Raw genomic sequence first — 19663 nt, 5'->3', positions numbered from 1 at the left:
AATCCTTTTTTGGTAGAATTATAGGCAAATTTTGATTTAAAGGGCTTGAAATTGATACTTTGTGAAGAAAATTACCCAAAAATTTTGGACGAAATTTTAGCCACGCTTAGCGCGGGTGCGGTCGAGCTAGTCTTCGTGCGAAGCGAGGAAATGCGCGAAATCAACAAAAGCGCGCGCGGGGTCGATAAAACCACCGATGTGCTTAGTTTTCCGCTCGAAATTGTGCCAGGTAGTGCGAATACTGCCCCGATAGGCTCTGTTGTGATAAATTTGGATTTAGTAGAGCAAAAAGCGTTAGAATTTTCGCACTCAAATAACGATGAAATCGCGCTTTTATTCACACACGGACTGCTTCATATCTTGGGTTTTGACCACGAAATTGATAACGGGGAAATGCGCGAAAAAGAGCGCGAAATCATCGCTAAATTTAATCTCCCAAAAAGCCTGATTGTGCGCACAGATGAAATTTAAGAAAAATTAATCGGATCCATATCGATCTCAACGGGCAAATGTGCTAGAAGTGCGCCAGCCTTTAAAAGTGGCGTGTGTGTGGTAGCTCGAAGCAGTATTTCGTAGCGAAATTTGCCCGCAATCAGCGCAATTCCAGCTTTGCCGTGCCCTATGATTTGCAAACCATTTAGTTTTTTGGCTTTTAGCGCGCCGTGCAAAATTTCAAGCCCGCTAGCGCAAATTTTAGCCGCCTCTGCCTCGTTTTTATGCGAGATTAAAACGCGCAAAAGCCTAGTATATGGCGGATATAGCGGATCTCGATCCTCGCTTTCTTCTTCTAAAAACGCGTCATAATCCTGCAAAAAATCCTCGAAAAACGCCCTTTGTAGAGTCTGTATCACGACCCTGCCTTCGCCCTTCCTGCCGGCTCTACCTGCTACTTGCATGCCAAGGGCTAGGGTCTTTTCGCGCGCCCTAAAATCAGGATAATTCAAATGCTCATCAATCCCCATAATCACCGCCAAATCCACGCCATGGTAATCATGCCCCTTACTAAGCATTTGAGTGCCTACTAAAATGTCGATTTTATGGGCGTTAAAGTCGTTTAGTAGAGCTTCTAGCTTTCTTTGGGTCGTAATCTCATCGCGGTCAAATTTAGCGATTTTTGCCTCAGGGAAATTTGCTTTTAGCTCCTTTAAAAGCTCGCTAGTGCCCATTTTTTTGGCCTCGCTTACGCTTTTGCCACATTTAGCACAAGGCTGTTTGTAAAACGCGCTGTATCCGCAATAATGGCATTTTAGCGCCTTTTCCTTTTCGTGATAGCTCATACCCACCGAGCAAAACGGGCATTTGATAATCTCGCCACAACTCTTGCAAACCATATATTTGAAATTTGCGCGTGTGGGCAAAAATACCACCACTTGGCGATTTGCGCCTAGACTTGCGCTGATTTCTTTTTTTATTTTTGGCGTGAGGGAAGTTTCGCTCTCGTCGTAAATGTAGCGTTTGTGCGTGGCGTGATAGGTGCCTTTGAGCCTGAAATTTGGCTGTTTCGCAAAGCTCGTAAGTGAGGGCGTGGCTGAGCCAAGCACGGTTTGAACGCCACATTTGTGCGCAGCGAAAATCGCGAGATCTCGGGCATTTATGCGTGGAGCGGAGGCTGATTTGTAGCTATCATCATGCTCCTCATCGACGATAATCGCGCCAAGCGAACTAAACGGCAAAAACAGCGCCGAGCGCGCGCCTGCGATAAGGCGAATTTTGCCTGCGAAAAAATCGGCTAAAATTTGGCGTTTTTTAGTGGGGGTGATTTTGGAGTGCCACACGCCAAGAGCCTCGCCGAAATACCCTTGCAAGCGCTTCGTCATTTGCGGTGTGAGCGAGATTTCTGGCATTAAAAATAGCGCTTGTTTGCCAGAGTTTAAAATTTCTGCTATGAGCGAGATATAAACCTCGCTTTTGCCGCTTCCCGTATCGCCAAAAATCAGCGAAACGGCGTTTTGTTTGGCAAAATTTAGAGCTTTTGTCTGCTCTGGGGTCAAATTTGGCGTTTTTGTGAAATTTAGCTTTTCGCAAGGCGCGCAATTTATGCTCGAATTTGGCTCAAAAACCCCAAACGCCACGCCGATTTCGCAAATATAAAAATGCGAAATAAACTGCGCCAACTCCACCTGAAACGGCGTGAAATTTAGGGGCAAAATTTCGCTGATTTCTTTCGTGCAAAACTCAGGTTTTGGCACTTCACGCAAAACTACACCGCGTTTTTGGGCGTTTTTTACGGGAATTTGGACTATTTGGTATGGTGAAATTTGTGAATTCGAAAAATAGGTAAGCGGTTTTAGTCTTGCCCCTAAAACCGCGATTTCATAGTAATACAAGCTTATTCTGCTAATGCTTTGCAAGTTGCTTCTGTATGATCACAATCAAATGTGCCAGCCTTGTGAGTAGCGTCTGCTGTTTGATAATATGTAAATGTTGTGCAATTGTTAGCCACACAAGCTTGGTAAGTTTTATTTAGCTTTACAACTTTCCAGCCGTTTTTGCCAGTGCTTGCAGTTAGGTCATTTTGCAAAACATTACCAAACATATCAGAGCCACTACTGTTTAAATCAGGCCATGCGCTCTTGCCTTTTAATTGCTCTTCGCCTCTTTTTAGCGAAATTCCACTTCTAATCGAAGCCAAATCGCCTCTCATTTTTGCGACCGTAGCGTCATCTCTGGTCATAGCTAGTCTAGGCACAGCAACACCTGCTAAAATGCCAAGCACAACGATAACAAAAATCAACTCAATCATAGTAAATGCGTTTTTCATATTAAATCCTTTGATTTAAAATAGATTTAAGTATAGCTAAAATTAAATTAAGCTAGCTTTAAATTATTTTAAGCTAGCGATTTTTTGCGCAAATTTTACTCTCTGCCCCTGCGAAATTTCAAACTCTAAAAATTCCTTTTCGGCAATCATCACTATCGTAGAGCCAAGCTCGAAATTTCCGATATGTTCGCCCTTTTTAAAGCTCACGCCCTCGCCATAATCGAATTTATTATAATCAAAATTCAAAATTTCCCTAGCCTTATCGTTAGCCTTAGCGTTAGTTTGAATCCTTTCATCAAAGTCAAATTTCATCTTGCCTACATTTAGCGCCCCTACAAAAACCAGCCACAAAAGCCCGCCGTTGCTCATTTTGCACAGCAGTACCACGCGCTCGTTTTTAGCATAGAGATTTGGCACTTTTAGCAGATATTTTTTTGCCACGCTGTGAAGCTCGCCCGGGATATATAGCGCACCAATGACGCTAAGATCGCATGGGGCGTGATAGTGATGATAGTCTTTTGGGCTTAGGTAGATGTTTGCGTATATCAAATCCGCCGACATTTTAAAATCTCTGGAAGTTTTCATATCATCTAAATTTAGCAAACTAATAAAAATTTCGGAATTTTGCTTTTGCAAATCCCCAGCCCAAGATTTAAGCCCCAAAAGCTCCCAAATATCGTATTTATGCCCCTTTATGCTAAACGCGCTAAAATCACTCGTGCGCCCACACTCAAAAATCACTCCATCACTCGGGCTCAAAAATGCGCTAGGCTCGGCGCAAATTTCACGCTCCCTCACCAAACGCCTCGTAAATAGCGCATTTAGGCTATCGTAATCACCTGCGCCTAAAAATTCGCTCATATCAATCTCAAAAGCGTCGATATATTTTTGATTTATAAACTTCTGCACAGGGCGTGGAAATTTTACCCCAGCCACAGCCCCAAAACAGCGTGAAATTAGCTTTTTCATCACTCTCTCCTTAGTCTTAGTAGCGCGATTTCTGCGTCAGCAAAAATCCTCATCGGAGGCCCCCAAAATCCAGCCCCACTGCTCACATAAATTTGCTTCGCTCCGTCATTATATAGCCCATGGACATATTTTTGATCGAGTGCTACAAGCAGGCTAAATGGGAAAATTTGCCCGCCGTGCGTGTGTCCGCAAATACACAAATCCACCTCATCTTTTACATGTAAATTTATAAATTTTGGCTGATGAGCGAGTAAAATTTTGGGTTTATTTGGATCTGTCATTTTTAGGGCTGCCCTGAAATTTGGCTCTAATTCGTTAAATCTCACACCGCTTAAATCGTGTGTGCCAAGCAGATTTATCCCCATAAACTCCACGCTCTCGTTTTGCAAAACTCTCACGCCCTCGCGCTCCAAGGCCTCGATTAACCCCTTCGCGCCTCTGTAATATTCGTGATTTCCTGTCACGAAAAACACAGGCTTTTTTAGTTCGCGCAAAGGCTCCAAAATATCGCCTAGCTCGTGAGAACGCAAATCAAACATATCGCCCACGATACACACAGCATCATGGCTGGTAGCGTTTATCTGTGCTACGATAGTTTGCAAAAAATCTTTTTTCAAAAACTCGCCCAAGTGTATGTCGCTCACCACAGCCAAATTCAGATCCTGGCTTAGATTTTTGATTTTTATATCCACTTCATTTATTTTTGGAGTTTTTAAAGCATTATAAAAGCCCTTAAAAAGGTAGCTAAACGCCATTATTACAAAGGTTACATCTACGCAAATTTTAATAAATTTGCGCCTGCTCTCGCTAAATTTAGCAAATTTTGCGCTCACATTTAAAATATCATAGGCTAGGCACAAAAAGAAAAGCGAAAAGCTACTAGCCACGCAAACGACGCAAATTTTGTATAAAATTTCATCTTTTAGCGCGCCGGCAAAAACACTTCTAGTAAAAAACATACCCTCGAAAATCACCAAAAATAGGCAAAAAACTATTAAAAACGGCTTTATTTTTTTGAATTTATCATAAATTTCAAACCTAGCTGAGATTGATTTGTAAATGTATAAATTCAAAAAAACAAAGAGCGTCGTGGCTACAATCGGAAAAATATATGGGATTTTCACTCTTACTCCAAATCAGATAAATTTTTCTAATTTTTCTCTATCAAAGCCCGAAATTTCGCCATCTTTATCGACCAAAAGCGCGCCAGATTTTTTAAATTTCGTAATCGTGCGAGAAAATGTCTCAGGGGTGATATTTAAAATTTTGGCGATTTTAATGTGTTTTGAGCTGGTAAAAATATCAAAATTTTCGATGATAAACTTTGATATTTTTGCCTCGCTAGGTAGCACGACGCTGTTTTCAAGCGCAAATTCTAGCGCCCTTAACTTCGCCGAAATTGATTTTATAATGCTAATGCAAATCTCAGGCTCGCTCAAAAACTCTTCGACAAATTTTTCATAATCTATTTTTAAAACCTCGCCACCGCTAGCAAAGCGCGCGCTGGCTGGATAGGGGATATTTTCAAAATTTACAGCCTCAGCCACGAAAGACATCGGGCGGATTTCGTGGATATAGATCTCCTTGCCACTAGGGGCTGTTTTGTAAATCTCGATTGTGCCTTTAAGCAAGATGATTAAATGAGAGCTTGTATCGCCCTCATAAAATAAAATTTCTCCCTTTTTAAAAGCCTTTTTGCTACTAATCTGAGCTAATCGCTCGATTTTGGCCTCATCAAGCCCCTTAAAAAAAGGGATAAATTTCAAAATTTCCATATTATTTTTTTAACAAATCCCTGATTTCGCTTAGAAGTTTGATATCTTCACTTGGCTCGGCAGGAGCTTCTGGCTCGGCTGGTTTTTCTTTTTTAAGCTTGTTAATCGCCTTAATCGCGCAAAAAATACAAAATGCGATAATGATAAAATCAACCGCTGTTTGGATAAACGAGCCGTAATTTATCGTTACGGCTGGTGTTTCGCCCACAGCCTCTTTTAAAACGATTTTTAAATCGGTAAAATTCATACCACCTGTGATAACTCCGACGATTGGCATAATGACATCGCCAACTAGTGAAGTTACGATCTTGCCAAAGGCTCCACCGATGACCACACCCACTGCCATATCGATGACATTGCCTTTCATTGCGAATTCTTTGAATTCTTGAATAAAGCTCATTAAAAGCCTCCTTTGGGAAATAAAAGGATAGATAATAACCTAATTTTGCTTACTTTTTGCTTTTTATTAGGTAGAAAAAAGTATAATGGCAAATTTTGAAATTTAATAAAGAAAAGGAAAATTTATGTATAGATTTGCGCCATCACCCACAGGCGATATGCACATTGGAAACTTACGCGCCGCGATTTTTAACTATATCCGCTCGCTTCAAGATAAAAGTGGATTTATTTTGCGTATCGAGGATACCGATACTGCCCGCAATATCGAGGGCAAAGACAAAGATATAATGGAAATTTTATCCCTTTTTGGTATCAAATGGCAAACACTTTATTATCAAAGCAAAAATTTAAAATTTCACCAAGAATTCGCCGCAAAGCTTCTGCAAGAAGGCAAGGCGTTTTGCTGCTTTTGTAGCGAAGAAGAGCTTAGTGCCAAAAAAGAAAAAGCCAAAGAAAAAGGCGTAGCGTATCGCTACGACGGGACTTGCGAGCATTTAAGTGACGCTGAGGTCATAGACAATCCAAAGCCATTTACAATTAGACTTAAAAAACCAACCAGAGTTTTGAAATTCACAGACGCTATCAAGGGCGAGATTAGCTTCGAGCCTGAAAATATCGATAGTTTCGTCATCATGCGCGCGGATAAGACCCCAACATACAATTTCGCTTGCGCCACTGATGATATGTTAGAGGGTGTTACCTTCGTAATCAGGGGCGAGGATCATGTCAGCAACACCCCGAAACAAAACTGGATTAGGGAGTGTTTGGGATACACAGACGAGATTTCATACGCGCATTTGCCGATTATTTTGGGGCCTGATGGCAAGAAAATGTCCAAACGCGACGACGCAAGTAGCGTAAAATGGATGCTAGATACTGGATTTTTGCCTGAGGCGATTGCGAATTATTTGGTTTTGCTAGGAAATAAAACCCCGTGCGAGGTTTTTAGTATCGAAGAAGCGGTGGAGTTTTTTGATATCGCTAAAATTTCAAAGGCTCCGGCGAAATTTGACATCGACAAACTTGCATTTATCAACCGCGAGCATATCAAAAGAGCAAGCACTAAGCGCATTTGCGAGCTTTTTGGCGTAGATGAAAGCAAGGTAGAGTTAGTGAAATTTTACACCCAAGAATCCAGCCTAATCCCAGAAATCAAAGCAAAAATTAGCGCAATTTTTAGCCAAAAAGAAATTCCAAGCGAATTTAGCCAAAACGCTGAAATTTTGCGAAACGAAATTTTAAATTTAGCCCAAATTCCAGCCGAATTTAACGAGTTAAAAACAATCCTTATGGAAAAAACCGCTCTCAAAGGCAAGGCGTTTTTTATGCCACTTAGATTGCTTCTTACAGGCGCGCCTCACGGACCAGAGTTAAATGAACTTTACCCGCTCATAAAATCATCAATCAAGGAAATCCTAAATGCTAGCAAATAGCCTAATTTACGGCGTTTTGATCACTCTGCACTACGCCATACAAGCCTACATTTTGCTTGTGTTTGTTGCCTGCGTGCTTAGCTTCATACGCCCAAATCCGTTTAATAAATTTGTCCAAGCGATCTACAAGCTTACAACCCCGGCTTTCAAGCTCGTGCGCAGGTATATCCCAACCACGCTTGGCGGGTTTGATTTCGCCCCGCTTGTGATTTTAATCGGCCTTAGCGTGATTGATAATGCGATAATTTATGCCTTACAAAGGAGTGTTTTTTGAAAATTTTATTTAAATTTAGCCTAGCGGTGGCACTTTGCGCGAGTTTTGCCGCAGCAAATGTCAAAAGCTACGAAGAGATAAAAAACGAGCCAAAATCTTTGGCGAAAGATTATTATATTTACCGCCTAGCCACCGAGACCAAATACGATAAAAACGAGTTAAAAGCCCTAAGAAAGGCTGGAATTTACCGCTATCGTGGCAAGATAAAAAAGGAACTTGATAAAATTTTAGGCGCGTTTAAAGCTCTGCCAAAGCCAGATAAGTGCGCAGGGATAAGTAGCGCGAATATACTAGATGCGAATTTGACCTGCCAAAAGGCTAGAAGCTATCCAGCATTTGTGGCAAAGCTAAGCCCCAAAACTCGCTCGGCATTAATTAGCAAATTTGAAAATAGCGGAAATTTGGGCGCGATGAGTGCGATAAATTTGCTAAAAGGCTTCAATTCAGGCTCGCCGGCGCAGTATTTTAAAGAGAGCGGTCATGCGCAAAACTACTTCGCATATTATCAATTCAAAGGCGATGAGAGCTTGCTAAACATAAACGCAAGCCCAGCTTTTATCACAGATATGGCGCAACTCTCTGGCTTTAAAAGCGTGCTTGAAGATGCCGTAATCAAGCGCAAATATCCAAATTTGCGCCAATCTATGCTAGGAATTGATCCGCAAAAAGTGGATAAAGAAATCGCGTTTTTGCTCGGCGTAAATGCTCTAACTTATGGCGATGAGGCACAGGCTTTGGCGTATTTTGGGCGTGCGGCAGCTACGATAGAGAGCGTGCATAACTCGCACAATGCGAAATTTTGGGTCTATTTGCTAAGCAAAGATGAAAATATCTTGCGCGAGCTTGCCAAAAGCAACTATTATAGCCTCTATTCGCTCTACGCAAAGGAAATTTTGGGCGATAAAAGCCTAAATATCATAAATCCAACCCCAGCGCGCGATAAAATTTCAAACTATGATATCAAAAACCCATTTAACTGGGTTCGCACCAAGGCCAAAGCCGATAAAATGGGCAAAGCAGAGCTTTTGGAGTTTGCGAAGAAATTCGACACCAAAGAGAGCCTTGGCGAGTGGGCGTATATAATGAATAAGGCTAGTGGCGGGCGCGATAACTACTATCTAACGCCATTTATGGAACATATCGGCACTACTGATTTGCACCGCCAAGCGCTGATTTTAGCCCTTGGCCGCCAAGAATCACGCTTTATCCCAAGCGCGGTTTCGACCTCGTATGCGCTTGGTATGATGCAGTTTATGCCATTTGTAGCGAACGATATCGCCAAAAAGCAGGTTAGTATCGAGGGCTGGGATCAAGATATGATGTTTGATCCAAAAATCGCCTATAAATTCGCCAATATCCACATCGATACACTCGAAACCAAGCTACTTAGCCCGGTTTTTATCGCATACGCATACAACGGCGGACTAGGATTTACGAGCAAACTTCTAAAACGCGCAGATTTGTTTAAAAGGGGCAAATACGAGCCATTTTTGTCAATGGAGCTAGTAACATTTGCTGAAAGTAGGGATTATGGCAAGAAGGTTTTGGCAAATTATGTGATTTATTCGCATATTTTAAACCCAAATTCAAAAGTAAGCGTGCGTGAGGAGCTAGATAAGCTCTTAATCCCAAGCAAGAGTGATAAAATCCGCTAAATTTAACCTAATTTAGCGAATTTATTAAAATTCAAAATTTGGCGAAATTTTAAATTTCGCCAAATTCACTAACTTTCCAATCCGCTTTTGCATGCTTCTAGCGAACCGCTTTTAAAGCCTTTATAAAACCACTCTTTTCTTTGTGCGCCACTTCCGTGCGTGAAAGAATCCGGCACCACATACCCACGCGCCTTTTTTTGCAAGGTATCATCGCCTATCATCGTAGCGGCATTTAGCGCCTCTTCCAAGTCGCCATCTTCTAAAATTTTGTATTGATGATGTCCCCAAATACCCGCCAAACAATCGGCTTGAAGCTCCACTCTAACCTGAATCGCGTTTGCCCCAGCTTCGTTTGTTCTGGCCTTTAATTTATCGGCGTTAGATAAAATTCCTAGCAGGTTTTGCACATGGTGTCCCACTTCGTGCGCGATGACATAGCCTTGCGCGAAATCGCCCGCTGCGTGGTGTTTTTTCGCCAAATCAGAGAAAAAATCCGTATCCAAATAAATCCTAGTATCAGCCGGGCAGTAAAACGGGCCAACTTGCGAGCTAGCATACCCGCACCCGCTTCTTGTCGCGCCGTGGAATAAAAGCAGTCTTGGCTCAGAGTATTTCGCGCCGTATTTCGCAAAAATCGTGCCCCAAACATCTTCGGTTTGGCGCAAAACGGTAGAGACGAAATCCTTGGCTTCCTGCGCTGCTTCGTTGTTTTCGAATTTACTAGCCGCAGCTCCACCGCCAGCAGAGGTGAAATTTAGCAAATTTAGCGGATTATAACCCATAAACGCCGCTACCACGCCAAGGGCTAGGACGATTCTGCCAAATTTCGTTTTTACCAAAAATTTCACCACAGGAATCAAAAGCGCGAGATTTACTCCGCCTCCGCCACCACCGCTACTAGCCCTCATATCGTCGATATTTGAGCTTTTATTTCCGCCACGCCATTTCATTTTTTATCCTTCAAATTTGAATTTCTGAAATTTTATCACAAATTTTATTTCTAGCAAAATTTACGCCCACTCTAATCGTCGAGTTTGAGCTTAGGGTGCCAATACATCGACTTTGAGACCTTGCGAAATTTCACGCTCGCATTTAGGTCGTTTGATGTCGTAAAGCTAAGCACGAGATCATCTTTTTGCGTTTTTGGCGCACTGATTTTGTAGCGATTAGACCACGCGATTTTAAAAACTTCTTTGCTAGCTAGCGGGCTTGCATCGGCAATTAGCTCCACGCTGACATTTTCGTCGCTTCCATTTACGCGCACATTTTTAATCTCGATCTCTTTTGGATACGAGGTTAGCAAGAAAAACTCATCTTCTCTTTCGTTGCGAATTTCAGGCATTGTGGGGTTTAGATAGGTCGCCACGCCCAGGTATCTATCGCCCTCTTTGACGCTTTCGAATTTTTGCGTATATGCCATAAACTCGTTTTTGACCGGGTCGTGAGGGACTTTTTCTTTGTTAGCGCACGAGCAAATTCCTAGCGCAAACAGCCCTAAAATCAGAGTGTGCGCAAATTTTGAAATAGTTAAATTTTGCATTTTTCTTCCTTTAAATTTTGGCGTATATTATCAAATTTTGCTTTTTAAAAGGCTAAATTTGATACAATCAAGGTTTTTTAAGGGAGAGATATGAAAAGACTAGCCATTGCGTTTTCAGGTCCGTCAAACACCGGCAAAACAACGCTAATTTGCAAGGTAGCGCAAATTTTTATCGAGCAAAATTTAAAGGTCGCTATCGTCAAACACGACCCCAAAGACAAGGCCAAATTTGACACCGAGGGCAAGGATAGCGCGAAATTTAGCGCAGTTGGCGCAGATGTGGCGGTCGTAAGCCCTACGCGCACGACATATTTTTTGAAACAAATGCGAAATTTAGACGAGATTATCGATGGATTTGGTGATTTTGATATTTTGATTGTGGAGGGTCTAAAAACACTGCCCCTGCCACGAATCAGCCTATTTAGGGACAAAATCGACGAGGCGTATTTACCGTTTTCGCAGGCCATTGCGACAAATTTGCCAAAAGCGCAAATGGATAAATTCTGCCCCGTAAATTTCGACATAAATGACGCGCAAAGTATCGCAAAATGGATACTTGATAATGCTAAAAAAGTTTAAAAAGGAGAGAGTATGCAAGAAATCGTAAAAACAATAGAAAAAATCGCCGTTTTAATCAGCGAAGAGCTAAAATATGCTGATTTCGGCTACGCTAGCACGCAAAATTCCACCGGCGACACACAGCTTAAACTCGATGTGCTAAGCGATATGATAATCGAGCGCGAATTTCGCGGCGTAGAGTGCGTAAAGGCCCTAATTAGCGAAGAAAAAGAGGAAATGCTAAGCATTAATGAAAACGGCAAATTTATAGTAGCTTACGATCCGCTCGACGGATCTAGCCTAGTAGATGTAAATTTCGCCGTGGGCTCGATTTTTGCGATTTATGAGGGCGAAATTTCACCAAGCTCATTGCGCGGAGCAGTATATAGCGTGTATGGCCCTAGAATCGAGCTTTGCGTATGTTTAGGCGATACTCCGAAGCTATACAGGCTTGGCAGGGACGGCAAATTTGCCTTCGCAAAAGAGTTAGTTTTAAACGAAAAAGGCAAACTAAACGCCACAGGAGCGACGCAAAAAGGTTGGAGCGATACGCACAGAGTGCTCGTAAGAGCGCTATTTGACGAGGGTTATCGCCTCAGATACTCAGGTGCCATGGTCAGCGACCTGCACCAAATTTTGCTAAAAGGTGGTGGGCTATTTAGCTACCCAGCCACGAGCGATCACCCAGCAGGCAAGCTTCGCATGGCGTTTGAAGTGTTGCCGTTTGCCTATATCTACGAGCGTGCTGGCGGTGCTACTAGCGACGGAAAAAACAATTCGCTTTTAGAGCTTGAAATTTCAAAAATTCACCAAACCACACCGTGTTTTTTCGGCTCGAAATATGAAATTTCAAAAATGCACGAAATTTATCAAAGCGAAAAATAATGTCAGAAAATAACCAAGAACGCGATATTTTCGAGCAAATTTTAGACAAAAATTTAGCCATTTTGCAAGATTGCCAAGCGCAAAATGGCTTGCAAAGTTGTAGCCAGTGTGAAAAAATCCTAGACTGTCAAACGCGCGATAAGTATGTCAAAGCCGTGTTTGAGAGCATGTCAAAGGGTAGCACTGGCGATTTTGAATTTTAAATTTTAATTTCACACTAAAAATTTAAGGAAATCGATGAACGCCTTTATAAACGGCATTTTAATGGGCTTTGGCGTGAGTGTGCCAATCGGTCCGATTAATGTTTTGATTATGTCTTACGCCCTGCAAAGCTATACAAAAGCCCTTTGCTTGGGGCTTGGCGCGATGAGTGCGGATATGGTTTATCTCGCCCTTAGCGCATTTGGGATTTCGCAACTTGCCAAAATTCCGCTTGTATTTGCGATTATTTCGGTGTTTGGGGCGTGTTTTTTGCTATACATTGCGTATGGAATTCACAAAAGTGCGCGCAACACACCCGAAATCAAAAGCGTCGAGCTTGGCTCTCGCGCCAAAATTTATTCAAAAGGCTTTTTTCTAAATTTACTAAATCCTTATGTGATTATGTTTTGGCTCAGTGTCTCAGCCAGCGTGAGTAGCGAAAATTTCGCTCTCTCACTACTGGGGCTTTTTATAGCGATTTTATCGTGGATTACGCTTTTTCCGCTTGTGATATATAAAAACAGAGCGCGCCTGCCAGATAGCGTAGCTAGGGCGTTTGCTTACATTTCTACGGCGATTTTGGTGTTTTATGCTGCAAAACTTCTTTGGGGAGTTGTGAAAAATTTAATCGCTTAAATTTAAGCGATTAAATTTTGAAGCGATTATCTATCTGTCTTTAAAATATCGACCAAAACGCCGTCAAATTCGTCTTGTTTATACATTTTTATCTCTTTGACGACGCTAGCGTTATCGTCTGTGATGACGCGGTTATTTACCAAAGTATCCTCGATGAGTTTGAAGACAAAGGCGTGGTTGCTGATATCTGCCATTTGGCTTTTAAAGCCCATAGATAGGCACACAGGGCCCTCTATGCGCACGCCACGCAAATCTTTGGCGACATACAAATTCGCGATTGTGCGAACCATTTTTTTCGCCATTTGCGCGTGTTCAGATGAGTTTATGACATCATTTAGTCCGAAATTTTCCATTAAAAGCGGAATTTTCACCCTAGCTAGGATTCCTAATTTTTCGTCACTGCAACTTTTGCGCAAAAACGAAATTCTCACCTTGCATGGGATTTTTGTGTTTTTCTTGCGCACGGCCACTGGCGTGAAATACTGCGCGCTTTTGCTCTGTGTTTTAACGACAGCTGTTTTCGAGCCCTCGTAAATTTCTTGCAAGGTTTTATTTTTAGACGCTAGGTTAAATTTCGGCTTGCTTTTGACCGATTTTTTTGTAGCACTTTGCAAATCCTGCTCCATGCTAGCCTCGCCAGTAATTCCAGCGCTCGTGGCTGGTTTTGCTCCCTCGCGCAAAATAGATAAGAAATTTGCCTTGATTTTTGCGATTTGTTCTGGGCTTAGGCTCATTTTGTCATTGAGGCTCTCTACGCCAAATTGTCTTGGGAGGAAATTTATGATTTTTTTATCTCGCCCTACTATGCGCACGCGCCCTTTTACCGAGTCTTTGAGCGTATATTCGCTACCTTCGATTAACTCTTTTATCAACTCTTTTGGGGTTAATTTTTTGTTTTCACTCATTTTCAAACACCACTTTATTAAATTTATTTATAAAATCCAAAGGATTCACACTCACACCATTTATAGCGATCCCAAAGTGCAAATGTGGCCCACTCACGCGCCCGCTAGCACCGCTTAGCCCTAGCTTATCGCCACCGCCTATTTTATCACCTACTTTTACCAAAATTTTACTTAAATGATAATACTGCGAATACACGCCAGCACCATGGTCTATCACCACAGAACCACCAGCGTAATATCTGTCCTTTGCTATCACGACCACGCCCTCGCCCACACTATGCACATCTGTGCCCATAGCAGCGCGGTAATCCGTGCCTGAGTGGTAGCTTTTCAACTCGCCATTAAAGGTGCGCGCATTGCCAAATGCGGATGTAATTTTAGCATTTGAAGGTAATAAAAAAGGTTTTTGTAATAAAATTTTTGGCGTAGTTTTAGCGTAAATTTTGTTTGCTTCGGCTAGTTCGCGCTCTATGCGAGCTTTGGCCTCTTTTGGCGGTTTTACCTTAGACGGAGCGACAGAAAATGCCTCGCTTTTGTAATCGCCTTTGATTAAATTTATAATCTCGGTTGTGGTTTTGCCATCTTGGGTGATTTTGAGTTTGATATCGTTTTTGGCTCTGTAATTTGCAGCGATGATTGCAATTTTTTCATCACTACCCAGTGAATTTACGAGGGGAATTTTTTTACCATTTGCTAAAATTTCACTCGTGTTTTTGTTAAATTTCAAAACAATTGCTTCACCATTTACTATCGATAAAGCAAAAATTTTAACCGCGCATAATGCTAAAATCGCCAAAATTTTCATTATTTTCCCAAAAATTTGTTATTTTTCATCAATTTTTTGTTAAAAATTAGCTAAAAAAAATGAAATTGCTGTTATAATAACTAAATTTCTATTTTAAAAGGATTAAACATATGAAAAAATTTTTATTAATTGCTTCATTTGTAGTTTCTAGTTTTTTGCACGCTGATGTCGTAGCAAATCAAGAAGTCATCGCAGCGACTAATGTTATGAGATCATTTGGCGCATCTAGCGGTTTCCATGTAGATCAAAAATATCTACAAGGCGCAAAAGCAGTAGCGATCCTAACAGATGTCAAACGCCTAGCAGCTGGCGCTTCTATCCAATACGGCGATGGAATTTTTAGCGTAAAAAATGCTGATGGCACATGGAGTGCTCCGATTTTCATCAAATACAAAGGCTTTGGCGTAGGTATCCAAGCAGGATACGAGACAAGCGATGTTGTGCTACTTTTCCACACAACTAAATCTTACCAAGATGTATTCACAGGCGCTGATACACTAGAAGTAAGCGCTGGTGCAGCATTTGGCGGACACGGTGCGAAAGCTGGTCGCGCTACTGATTTACCTGATATTTCAGCATGGATTGCAACCCCAGGCGAGCAAACAGGCTTGTATGCTGGCGTAACAATCGATAGCGGTCGTATCACAATCGATGATCAACTAACAAACGATTATTATGAGAGAATTTACGCTTACGAGGATATTTTAAACGACTCTCCACGCAATACAGAACACACTAAAAACCTAAAAGCTGTTCTTTATAAATACCTAACAATGGGCAATGTCCGCTCAGCTAAAAATGTAGGCGCAAATTATGAGTTTGCAAAAATTGAGAAAAAATACGCTGATGGCAAACCAATCGTTTCTGACCGCCCTTACAAAAAAGGCGCAAAAGCAAGCAAAACTCAAACAAAAAAATAATTTCTCAAATTTAGGCTCTCGTTAAGGGAGCCTAAAATTCATTAAATTTATCTATGGAATTTCACTCTCAATAATAAATCGTTTAAATTTAATCAAATTTTCGAAAATTCTGCCAAATTTAACCTATTTTTTATATATATATGAATAAAATACAAGTTCGTGTCTCGTTAGCTCAGTTGGTAGAGCATCTGACTCTTAATCAGAGGGCCGCAGGTTCGAAGCCTGCACGGGACACCACCAAATTTTCCTTTGAGCTTTATTTCGTTTCCGATAAAATACAAAAATTTCAATTTTATAGTTGTAATCGTTTTTTGGGTCAGTATTTTGGTAAATACAAAATTTGAAAAATAATGAAAATTCCATAAATTTTGGATTTTGCACATAAAATAAATATCGCAAAAGCAAAAATCAAACAAAAATTTAAAAAGGCAGGCAATGAATAGAATTTTTATCACAGGCGATACACACGGCGGCTGGCGCGGGTTTAGTGGCGAAATGGCGCGATTTAAAAAGTTCGAAAAATTCGAAAGCGCGCTTTGCAAAGATGATTTTTTAATCATCGCTGGGGATTTTGGCTTTGTTTGGAATATGTTTCAAAGCGACGCGCGCGAGGAGCAGTGGCTAAAATACTTCAATGAGCGTAAATTTACCACGCTTTTCATCGACGGCAACCATGAAAATTTCGACCGATTAAACGCCTATGAAATCAGCGAATTTGCTGGCGGCAAAGTGCATAAAATTTCGCAAAGCGTGTATCATTTAATGAGGGGGCAAGTCTATGAAATCGCAGGGCGCAAAATTTTCACCATGGGTGGCGCGCTTAGTATCGACCGAGATAGACGAGAGCTTGGCATTTCGTGGTGGGAGGGCGAAATGATAAGCCAGGCCGATATCTGCGAAGCGAACGCAAACCTCGCAAAACACGGCTTTAATGTCGATATCATCATCACGCACACCTGCCCCAGATTTGTCATACCGCGTGTGATAAAACTATCAATGGCAGCGAAAATCGATGATGTAAATTCTAAAATTTTGCAGGATTTTTACGACAAAATAGAGTTTAAAAAGTGGTATTTTGGGCATTTTCACGAGGATTTTAAAATTGATGATAAATTTCGGGTGATTTATCAAGAAATCGAGGAAATTCGGCTTTAAATTTAAAAAAAACTTAAATTAATAAAATTTTGTAATTTTTTTATGTTCTAGCACCTTTTTGCGATAAATTATATCTTTTTTTTTTTTAAGAATTTTTATTATTTCGCTTAAATTTTTAAGTAACTTTTTATTTAATAAATTTTAAAATCCATTTACATTTTTTTAAAGGAGAGGAAAATGAAAGTTAAGTTTTTATTACTTAGTTCAGTAGTTGTTGCTAGCTCAGTATTCGCAGCTGACGATTTGGCAAAACTTGCAAAAGATAGTGGCTTACAAGCACTACCTAAAACTGCTGCTGAAATCGCAAAACTTGCAGAGAGTGCAGCACCAGATGCAAAAGATTTCCCAACAACTGAAAAAAGAGTTGAACTTGGTAAAAAATTATATTTTGACCCAAGAATTTCAAGAAGTGGAATCATCAGCTGTAATACCTGCCACAACCTAGCAATCGGCGGAACTGACGGCGTTCCAGCTTCAACAGGTCACAAATGGACTCCAAACCCACACCATATCAATGCGCCTACAACACTAAACTCAGTGTTCAACTCAGCGCAATTCTGGGATGGTCGTGCAGCTCACCTAGCTGAGCAAGCAGCAGGTCCAGCAACAGCTGCTCCTGAAATGGCTGCAACTCCTGAGAGCGTAGAAAAACTACTTAACTCAATCCCTGGCTATGTTAAAGAATTCCAAGATGCTTATGGCAAAGATACAAAAATCACTTTCGATTTATTCGCTACAACAGTAGGAATTTTCGAAAGAACTCTTGTAACTCCATCAAGATATGATGAGTTCTTAAACGGCGACTCAAAAGCCCTAACTGACGCCGAAAAAGAGGGTCTAAAAACATTTATCGATAAAGGTTGTGTATCTTGCCACAACGGAATCAACCTAGGCGGCACAATGCAACCGTTCGAAGTAGCAGGCAAATACGAATTCGCTAATGTTGGCGATTTCAAAGGCGATGCTAACGGTATGGTTAAAGCACCAGTTTTAAGAAATATTGTTGATACTGCACCATATTTCCACAATGGCGCAATCTGGTCACTAAAAGACGCTGTTAAAGCTATGGGTAGCGTTCAACTTGGTATCGAAATCAGCGATGATGAAGCAAACAAAATCGTTACTTTCTTCAACGCTCTAAGCGGAAAACTACCTGATGCAGCTCTAAAATACCCAGTATTGCCAGCTAGAACAGATGCTACTCCAAAACCAGAGTTAGATTACTAAGGTTTTATAAATTCTCGTCGGACACACAAAGCTTGCCAAATTTGGCAAGCTTTTTTTATGCCCGAATTTTCCCACTAAATTTCACAGCGAAATTTCACAGCGAAATTCATAGCGAATTTTCACTCACTCTCGTAAATCATTTCGGTGCCATTAAATTCGGCAAATGCGCGCGGAAAGAGATACTCTCCACGAAAAAACGGCGCGTCAATATAGGTGTAAGCGGGGGCAAAATTTGGATAAATTTTAAAAATTTCACGCTCTATTAGCGTGGTGCAATACAAATTTGGCTCAGTCGATTTTGCCAAAACAAACTCCTCGCCCACGCGCAAATTTAGCGAATTTATCAAATTTCGCTTCTCTTGTGCGCTTAAAAAATTTATCCTTGCTACGCCAAATTTACGCGCACGAGAGACAAACTCATCTAGCGAGCTTATCACGACACCGTTTTGAGCGTATCGCTTGTCGCTGATCGCGTGCAGGATTTGTGTCGGCGCAGTATCTATCACTACCCCTACATGCGAATACTTCCACTCGCTCATTTGCGCGATTAGCGCGCTATCAAACTCATCGCCTAGGCGAAAAACCAGATCGCCGGGCGCTAAATTTGGCAAATTTGTTAAATTTTGCAAATTTAGGGTTTTAAATTTTAAATTTTTGTCTTGAAAAAATTGGGGTAAATTTTGGCAGATTTGCGGGATTTGCACCGCCAAAAAAAGCGCAAATCCCAAAAAAATAAAAAGCGAAATTTTAAATTTCATAAACTATCGCCATACTACCTTCCAATCGCCTTGATGATTTTTGCGCACCCTGGCGTCAAGTTCTTCGGTAGTGCCGTCGCCAAAGGTAATTTTGACCTTCATTCTGCCAGCGTCTTTGCCGATATTTTTATCGGTGATTTCGATTGTTTTGCACCCTCCACGCCTCATAGCGTCTCTTGTGGTGGTGCCTGACATCGAGTCTAGCTTGCTCTCTACCTTGCGCTTTGTGGCCTCATCTTTCATTTGGCTTTCGCTTAGATACACTAGGCTCGCGCCTTTTTCGATATCTCCTTTGCACCCTACCGAATCGACATAGCTTTTTACCACTTCCTCAGGACCTTCGCCACAACCCACAAAAACTATCATTATAATCGCTGAAAATAACCTTTTCATCGCTACTCCTTAAAATTTAGAAAATATTCACCTTCCACTCGCCTTTGTGATTTTTGCGCACTTTCATCATATCATCTATCGTTTTGCCATCTTTAAAAACTATCCGCACTTTCACCGTGCCGACATCCTCGCCGAGATTTTTATCTACGATTTCAATCGATTTTAGACCGTTGTGTTTTTTGGCTACTTGCATAGCCTCACCTACCAACATACCCACTTTGCCCTCTAATGCAGGCTTGACACTTTCATCTTGCATATCTTCTTTGCTAAGATAAATAAGGCTTGCGGCTGTTTTTGTATCGCCAGCATACCCTGCTTCCAAAAAGCCCTTTACCGTATCATCGACACTACCGCCACCACAACCGATTAGAAAAAACATAGCAAAAAACGCTAAAATTAGCTTCTTCATACTCT

Annotated in this window: 24 protein-coding genes and 1 tRNA gene; 12 read left to right on the top strand and 13 right to left on the bottom strand. The window is 41.3% G+C overall.

Features of this window, described 5'->3' with window-relative positions:
- Window positions 1–51 precede the first annotated feature (51 nt).
- Window positions 52–471, top strand: coding sequence for an rRNA maturation RNase YbeY (ybeY, locus tag OFO07_RS03940; RefSeq protein ID WP_270871006.1), 420 nt, complete (start codon window positions 52–54; stop codon window positions 469–471).
- Here the strand turns inward: ybeY and OFO07_RS03935 are convergent.
- The 6 genes from OFO07_RS03935 to mscL all read right to left on the bottom strand — a co-directional run bounded on the left by OFO07_RS03935 (window position 468) and on the right by mscL (window position 5905).
- The gene (locus OFO07_RS03935; protein WP_442868066.1) at window positions 468–2342 is read right to left on the bottom strand and encodes a primosomal protein N'; all 1875 of its coding nucleotides are present in this window, start codon (window positions 2340–2342) and stop codon (window positions 468–470) included. The two genes, ybeY and OFO07_RS03935, sit on opposite strands and share 4 nt — an antisense overlap.
- Window positions 2330–2761 (bottom strand): type II secretion system protein, encoded by a 432-nt coding sequence (locus tag OFO07_RS03930; RefSeq protein WP_270858200.1) that lies wholly within the window; start codon window positions 2759–2761, stop codon window positions 2330–2332. Before OFO07_RS03930 ends, OFO07_RS03935 begins: the two co-directional genes overlap by 13 nt.
- 63 nt (window positions 2762–2824) lie before the next feature.
- Window positions 2825–3730, bottom strand: a complete 906-nt coding sequence (gene asd / locus OFO07_RS03925) for an archaetidylserine decarboxylase (protein WP_270871005.1) — start codon at window positions 3728–3730, stop codon at window positions 2825–2827.
- Window positions 3730–4854, bottom strand: coding sequence for a metallophosphoesterase (locus OFO07_RS03920; RefSeq protein WP_270858202.1), 1125 nt, complete (start codon window positions 4852–4854; stop codon window positions 3730–3732). The genes asd and OFO07_RS03920 overlap by 1 nt, the downstream gene beginning before the upstream one ends.
- 12 nt (window positions 4855–4866) lie before the next feature.
- A complete protein-coding gene (locus OFO07_RS03915; protein WP_270871004.1) occupies window positions 4867–5505 on the bottom strand; it encodes a Crp/Fnr family transcriptional regulator in 639 nt (212 codons plus the stop codon).
- Window position 5506: 1 nt separating this feature from the next.
- Window positions 5507–5905, bottom strand: a complete 399-nt coding sequence (gene mscL, locus OFO07_RS03910) for a large-conductance mechanosensitive channel protein MscL (RefSeq protein WP_270858204.1) — start codon at window positions 5903–5905, stop codon at window positions 5507–5509.
- A gap of 124 nt (window positions 5906–6029) precedes the next feature.
- Between mscL and gltX the strand changes: the two genes are divergently transcribed.
- Genes gltX through OFO07_RS03895 form a run of 3 tightly spaced genes read left to right on the top strand, consistent with a single transcriptional unit; the run spans window position 6030 to window position 9266 of the window.
- Complete coding sequence (gltX, locus tag OFO07_RS03905; protein WP_270871003.1) at window positions 6030–7337, top strand: glutamate--tRNA ligase; 1308 nt, start codon at window positions 6030–6032, stop codon at window positions 7335–7337.
- Window positions 7324–7611, top strand: coding sequence for a YggT family protein (locus OFO07_RS03900; protein WP_270858206.1), 288 nt, complete (start codon window positions 7324–7326; stop codon window positions 7609–7611). The genes gltX and OFO07_RS03900 overlap by 14 nt, the downstream gene beginning before the upstream one ends.
- Window positions 7608–9266 carry a transglycosylase SLT domain-containing protein gene (locus OFO07_RS03895; protein ID WP_270871002.1) on the top strand — a complete coding sequence of 553 codons (1659 nt, stop codon included), beginning with the start codon at window positions 7608–7610 and terminating at the stop codon, window positions 9264–9266. Before OFO07_RS03900 ends, OFO07_RS03895 begins: the two co-directional genes overlap by 4 nt.
- 68 nt (window positions 9267–9334) lie before the next feature.
- Here OFO07_RS03895 and ypfJ read toward each other — a convergent pair whose 3' ends face one another.
- On the bottom strand, window positions 9335–10216 hold the full coding sequence (ypfJ, locus tag OFO07_RS03890; protein WP_270858208.1) for a KPN_02809 family neutral zinc metallopeptidase: 882 nt from the start codon (window positions 10214–10216) through the stop codon (window positions 9335–9337).
- 71 nt (window positions 10217–10287) lie between these two features.
- Window positions 10288–10806 carry a hypothetical protein gene (locus OFO07_RS03885; RefSeq protein ID WP_270871001.1) on the bottom strand — a complete coding sequence of 173 codons (519 nt, stop codon included), beginning with the start codon at window positions 10804–10806 and terminating at the stop codon, window positions 10288–10290.
- Between the two features lie 90 nt (window positions 10807–10896).
- Here OFO07_RS03885 and mobB point away from each other — a divergent pair, with 90 nt between their 5' ends.
- Genes mobB through OFO07_RS03865 form a run of 4 tightly spaced genes read left to right on the top strand, consistent with a single transcriptional unit; the run spans window position 10897 to window position 13086 of the window.
- A complete protein-coding gene (gene mobB, locus OFO07_RS03880; protein ID WP_270871000.1) occupies window positions 10897–11385 on the top strand; it encodes a molybdopterin-guanine dinucleotide biosynthesis protein B in 489 nt (162 codons plus the stop codon).
- A gap of 12 nt (window positions 11386–11397) precedes the next feature.
- Window positions 11398–12249: a class 1 fructose-bisphosphatase gene (locus OFO07_RS03875; protein WP_270870999.1), complete on the top strand. Its 852-nt coding sequence runs from the start codon at window positions 11398–11400 to the stop codon at window positions 12247–12249.
- Window positions 12249–12452 carry a hypothetical protein gene (locus OFO07_RS03870; protein WP_270858212.1) on the top strand — a complete coding sequence of 68 codons (204 nt, stop codon included), beginning with the start codon at window positions 12249–12251 and terminating at the stop codon, window positions 12450–12452. The genes OFO07_RS03875 and OFO07_RS03870 overlap by 1 nt, the downstream gene beginning before the upstream one ends.
- A 34-nt stretch (window positions 12453–12486) precedes the next feature.
- Window positions 12487–13086 carry a LysE family translocator gene (locus OFO07_RS03865; protein WP_270870998.1) on the top strand — a complete coding sequence of 200 codons (600 nt, stop codon included), beginning with the start codon at window positions 12487–12489 and terminating at the stop codon, window positions 13084–13086.
- A 26-nt stretch (window positions 13087–13112) separates the two neighbouring features.
- Here OFO07_RS03865 and OFO07_RS03860 read toward each other — a convergent pair whose 3' ends face one another.
- On the bottom strand, window positions 13113–13991 hold the full coding sequence (locus OFO07_RS03860) for a hypothetical protein (protein WP_270870997.1): 879 nt from the start codon (window positions 13989–13991) through the stop codon (window positions 13113–13115).
- Window positions 13984–14796, bottom strand: coding sequence for a M23 family metallopeptidase (locus OFO07_RS03855; RefSeq protein ID WP_270865123.1), 813 nt, complete (start codon window positions 14794–14796; stop codon window positions 13984–13986). Before OFO07_RS03855 ends, OFO07_RS03860 begins: the two co-directional genes overlap by 8 nt.
- Before the next feature lie 110 nt (window positions 14797–14906).
- On the opposite strand from OFO07_RS03855, the gene OFO07_RS03850 reads away from it, so the two are divergent.
- The 4 genes from OFO07_RS03850 to OFO07_RS03835 all read left to right on the top strand — a co-directional run bounded on the left by OFO07_RS03850 (window position 14907) and on the right by OFO07_RS03835 (window position 18098).
- The gene (locus OFO07_RS03850) at window positions 14907–15716 is read left to right on the top strand and encodes a lipid-binding SYLF domain-containing protein (RefSeq protein WP_270870996.1); all 810 of its coding nucleotides are present in this window, start codon (window positions 14907–14909) and stop codon (window positions 15714–15716) included.
- 161 nt (window positions 15717–15877) lie between these two features.
- Window positions 15878–15953: transfer RNA gene (locus OFO07_RS03845), tRNA-Lys, on the top strand.
- Window positions 15954–16151: 198 nt separating this feature from the next.
- A complete protein-coding gene (locus OFO07_RS03840) occupies window positions 16152–16871 on the top strand; it encodes a metallophosphoesterase family protein (RefSeq protein WP_270870995.1) in 720 nt (239 codons plus the stop codon).
- A gap of 177 nt (window positions 16872–17048) precedes the next feature.
- Window positions 17049–18098, top strand: a complete 1050-nt coding sequence (locus OFO07_RS03835) for a cytochrome-c peroxidase (protein ID WP_270870994.1) — start codon at window positions 17049–17051, stop codon at window positions 18096–18098.
- A 119-nt stretch (window positions 18099–18217) separates the two neighbouring features.
- On the opposite strand, the gene OFO07_RS03830 is transcribed toward OFO07_RS03835, so the two are convergent.
- The 3 genes from OFO07_RS03830 to OFO07_RS03820 are packed head-to-tail and all read right to left on the bottom strand — an operon-like array spanning window position 18218 to window position 19658.
- Entirely contained in the window at window positions 18218–18856 is a 639-nt protein-coding gene (locus OFO07_RS03830) for a YiiX/YebB-like N1pC/P60 family cysteine hydrolase (protein ID WP_270870993.1), read from the bottom strand.
- 3 nt (window positions 18857–18859) lie between these two features.
- Window positions 18860–19249, bottom strand: coding sequence for a DUF4878 domain-containing protein (locus OFO07_RS03825; protein WP_270870992.1), 390 nt, complete (start codon window positions 19247–19249; stop codon window positions 18860–18862).
- Between the two features lie 16 nt (window positions 19250–19265).
- Entirely contained in the window at window positions 19266–19658 is a 393-nt protein-coding gene (locus OFO07_RS03820; RefSeq protein WP_270858221.1) for a DUF4878 domain-containing protein, read from the bottom strand.
- Window positions 19659–19663 lie beyond the last annotated feature (5 nt).

Source organism: Campylobacter sp. JMF_06 NA1, assembly GCF_027737785.1.
Lineage (GTDB): Bacteria > Campylobacterota > Campylobacteria > Campylobacterales > Campylobacteraceae > Campylobacter_B.
Note: the sequence above shows the minus strand (reverse complement) of the source record. Positions and strands in the feature narration are given on the sequence as shown.

What these genes read in the sequence shown, in the direction of transcription:
- OFO07_RS03850 (WP_270870996.1), top strand. Translation starts at nt 14,907, where the DNA reads ATGAAAAAATTTTTATTAATTGCTTCATTTGTAGTTTCTAGTTTTTTG.
- ypfJ (WP_270858208.1), bottom strand. Translation starts at nt 10,216, where the DNA reads ATGAAATGGCGTGGCGGAAATAAAAGCTCAAATATCGACGATATGAGG.
- OFO07_RS03825 (WP_270870992.1), bottom strand. Translation starts at nt 19,249, where the DNA reads ATGAAAAGGTTATTTTCAGCGATTATAATGATAGTTTTTGTGGGTTGT.
- OFO07_RS03855 (WP_270865123.1), bottom strand. Translation starts at nt 14,796, where the DNA reads ATGAAAATTTTGGCGATTTTAGCATTATGCGCGGTTAAAATTTTTGCT.
- OFO07_RS03875 (WP_270870999.1), top strand. Translation starts at nt 11,398, where the DNA reads ATGCAAGAAATCGTAAAAACAATAGAAAAAATCGCCGTTTTAATCAGC.
- OFO07_RS03835 (WP_270870994.1), top strand. Translation starts at nt 17,049, where the DNA reads ATGAAAGTTAAGTTTTTATTACTTAGTTCAGTAGTTGTTGCTAGCTCA.
- OFO07_RS03840 (WP_270870995.1), top strand. Translation starts at nt 16,152, where the DNA reads ATGAATAGAATTTTTATCACAGGCGATACACACGGCGGCTGGCGCGGG.
- mscL (WP_270858204.1), bottom strand. Translation starts at nt 5,905, where the DNA reads ATGAGCTTTATTCAAGAATTCAAAGAATTCGCAATGAAAGGCAATGTC.
- mobB (WP_270871000.1), top strand. Translation starts at nt 10,897, where the DNA reads ATGAAAAGACTAGCCATTGCGTTTTCAGGTCCGTCAAACACCGGCAAA.
- OFO07_RS03930 (WP_270858200.1), bottom strand. Translation starts at nt 2,761, where the DNA reads ATGAAAAACGCATTTACTATGATTGAGTTGATTTTTGTTATCGTTGTG.
- OFO07_RS03885 (WP_270871001.1), bottom strand. Translation starts at nt 10,806, where the DNA reads ATGCAAAATTTAACTATTTCAAAATTTGCGCACACTCTGATTTTAGGG.
- OFO07_RS03870 (WP_270858212.1), top strand. Translation starts at nt 12,249, where the DNA reads ATGTCAGAAAATAACCAAGAACGCGATATTTTCGAGCAAATTTTAGAC.
- OFO07_RS03830 (WP_270870993.1), bottom strand. Translation starts at nt 18,856, where the DNA reads ATGAAATTTAAAATTTCGCTTTTTATTTTTTTGGGATTTGCGCTTTTT.
- OFO07_RS03860 (WP_270870997.1), bottom strand. Translation starts at nt 13,991, where the DNA reads ATGAGTGAAAACAAAAAATTAACCCCAAAAGAGTTGATAAAAGAGTTA.
- asd (WP_270871005.1), bottom strand. Translation starts at nt 3,730, where the DNA reads ATGAAAAAGCTAATTTCACGCTGTTTTGGGGCTGTGGCTGGGGTAAAA.
- OFO07_RS03900 (WP_270858206.1), top strand. Translation starts at nt 7,324, where the DNA reads ATGCTAGCAAATAGCCTAATTTACGGCGTTTTGATCACTCTGCACTAC.
- OFO07_RS03820 (WP_270858221.1), bottom strand. Translation starts at nt 19,658, where the DNA reads ATGAAGAAGCTAATTTTAGCGTTTTTTGCTATGTTTTTTCTAATCGGT.
- OFO07_RS03915 (WP_270871004.1), bottom strand. Translation starts at nt 5,505, where the DNA reads ATGGAAATTTTGAAATTTATCCCTTTTTTTAAGGGGCTTGATGAGGCC.
- OFO07_RS03865 (WP_270870998.1), top strand. Translation starts at nt 12,487, where the DNA reads ATGAACGCCTTTATAAACGGCATTTTAATGGGCTTTGGCGTGAGTGTG.
- gltX (WP_270871003.1), top strand. Translation starts at nt 6,030, where the DNA reads ATGTATAGATTTGCGCCATCACCCACAGGCGATATGCACATTGGAAAC.